Below are 1,761 nucleotides of genomic sequence, written 5' to 3' on the forward strand. Positions count from 1 at the left end.
CGCGCTCGCCGCGCTCCTCGTGGTTCGGGTGGACGGGCGGGTGCGCGACGTCCGGGCCGCCCTCGACGGGAATCTCGGTGGCCGCGTAGTCCCGCTCCGCGTCCTCCGCGCGCGGCGAGAAGCCGTTGCGGACGAGGAACGCCCGCGGCGTCTCGTCGTCCACGAGATCGCGGTTGTTCGCGTAGATCGAGGACATCGCGAGGTCGACGTCCGAAGTGGAGGTCCCGAGTTCGACCATCGCGTCCACGATGGCCTCGCCCCGGATGCCGCGTCGGCGCACGCTCTGGAGGGTGGGCGCGCGCGGGTCGTCCCAACCGTCGAGTTCGCCGGCCTCGATTCGTCCCTTGATCGTCGACGTGCTCATCTTCACGTCGTAGGCGTCGACCTGCACGTGGCCCCAGTGGACGACTTCGGGGTACTCCCAGTCGAAGTAGTCGTAGACGAACGCTTGGCGCTTCGCGGAGTCCTGTAGGTCGATCCCGCGGACGATGTGCGTGACGCCCGTGAGGTGGTCGTCGATCCCGGACTGGAAGTCGAGCATCGGCCAGCAGCGATAGTCGCTCGCCGCCTCGCGCGGATGGGGCGTGTCGACCATCCGGAACGCGACGAAGTCGCGCAGCGCGGGGTTCTTGTGCTCGATGTCCGTCTTGACCCGGAGGACCATCTCGCCGGAGTCGTACTCGCCGTCGACCATCGCCTCGAACTCGTCGCGGACGACGCCCGCGTTCTTCTCGCGGTGCGGGCAGGCCTCCCCAGCGTTCTTCAGCTCGGAGAAGTCCTCGCCCGAACAGCTACACGTGTACGCGCCGCCGCGGCCGATGAGCTCGCGGGCGTGCTCGTAGTAGGTCTCCATCCGATCGGAGGCCGTGATCACTTCGTCCGGCTCGAAACCGAGGTAGTCGATGTCGTCGAGGATCGCGTCGTAGGCGTCGAGGTCGGGACGCTTCGTCTCCGGGTCGGTGTCGTCGAAACGGACGAGCATCCAGCCGTCGTAGCGTTCCTTGTACGTCCCGATGACGGCGGGCATCCGGGCGTGCCCGAGATGCCACGGCCCGTTCGGGTTCGGCGCGCAGCGCATCCGCACCTCGTCGTAGTCGTCGGCGTTCGGGAGGTCGGGCAGCGGGTGCTCCTCGCCCTCGTCCTCGGCTTCGAGTTCTTCGAGGCGCTCCGGCGCGATCTCCTCGAGACGCGCGCGCTTCTCGGCCTCGTCGAGGTCGTTCACCTCGTTCACGACGGGCGCGACGACGCCCGACACCTCGTCGCCGTGCTCGCGGAACTCTGGGTTCGCGCCCATCAGCGGGCCGAGAATGGCGCCGACCTGCGCGTCGCTCCCGTGTTTCAACGCGTTGAACAGCGCGTTCGCCTCGGCCTCCCGGCGAATCCGCTTGCGGAGGTCCTCGTCCATACCCGTCCGCTAATGCGGGTGCGAGGAAATTCGTTTGGATTCGCCGCTAGTTCCGCCCGCGGACGCCGATCGCGATGAGGAGCGCCGCCGAGGGCACCATGAACAGGATGCTGAGCGTGCCGACGATGTCGCCCCGCGCGTAGTAGAGCCCGCCGACGACGAGGGCGAGGACGAGCAGGGCGACGCCAGCCACGCACAGCCGTCCGTTCGCCACGGCGTCGCCCAGTAGTCCCGAGCGCGTCGCGTTCGCCATACCGTCTCTATACGCCCGGGATACTTGTATCCGTTCGCGACTCCCGCGATCCGGGAACCACCACTCGGATCTAAGTTTCCGATGGGAATGACATCCTCCCCGG

Annotated in this window: 2 protein-coding genes; both read right to left on the minus strand. The window is 68.0% G+C overall.

The window, feature by feature from the left end; genetic code table 11:
- Positions 1–1,405: glutamate--tRNA ligase (locus AOZ13_RS13520; RefSeq protein WP_049934145.1), on the minus strand; the 1,405-nt coding region annotated here is incomplete at its 3' end.
- A 46-nt stretch (positions 1,406–1,451) separates the two neighbouring features.
- Complete coding sequence (locus tag AOZ13_RS13525; protein ID WP_021780874.1) at positions 1,452–1,658, minus strand: hypothetical protein; 207 nt, start codon at positions 1,656–1,658, stop codon at positions 1,452–1,454.
- Between the last annotated feature and the right edge of the window lie 103 nt (positions 1,659–1,761).

This window comes from Halarchaeum acidiphilum MH1-52-1, assembly GCF_000474235.1.
GTDB classification, from domain to species: Archaea; Halobacteriota; Halobacteria; order Halobacteriales; family Halobacteriaceae; genus Halarchaeum; species Halarchaeum acidiphilum.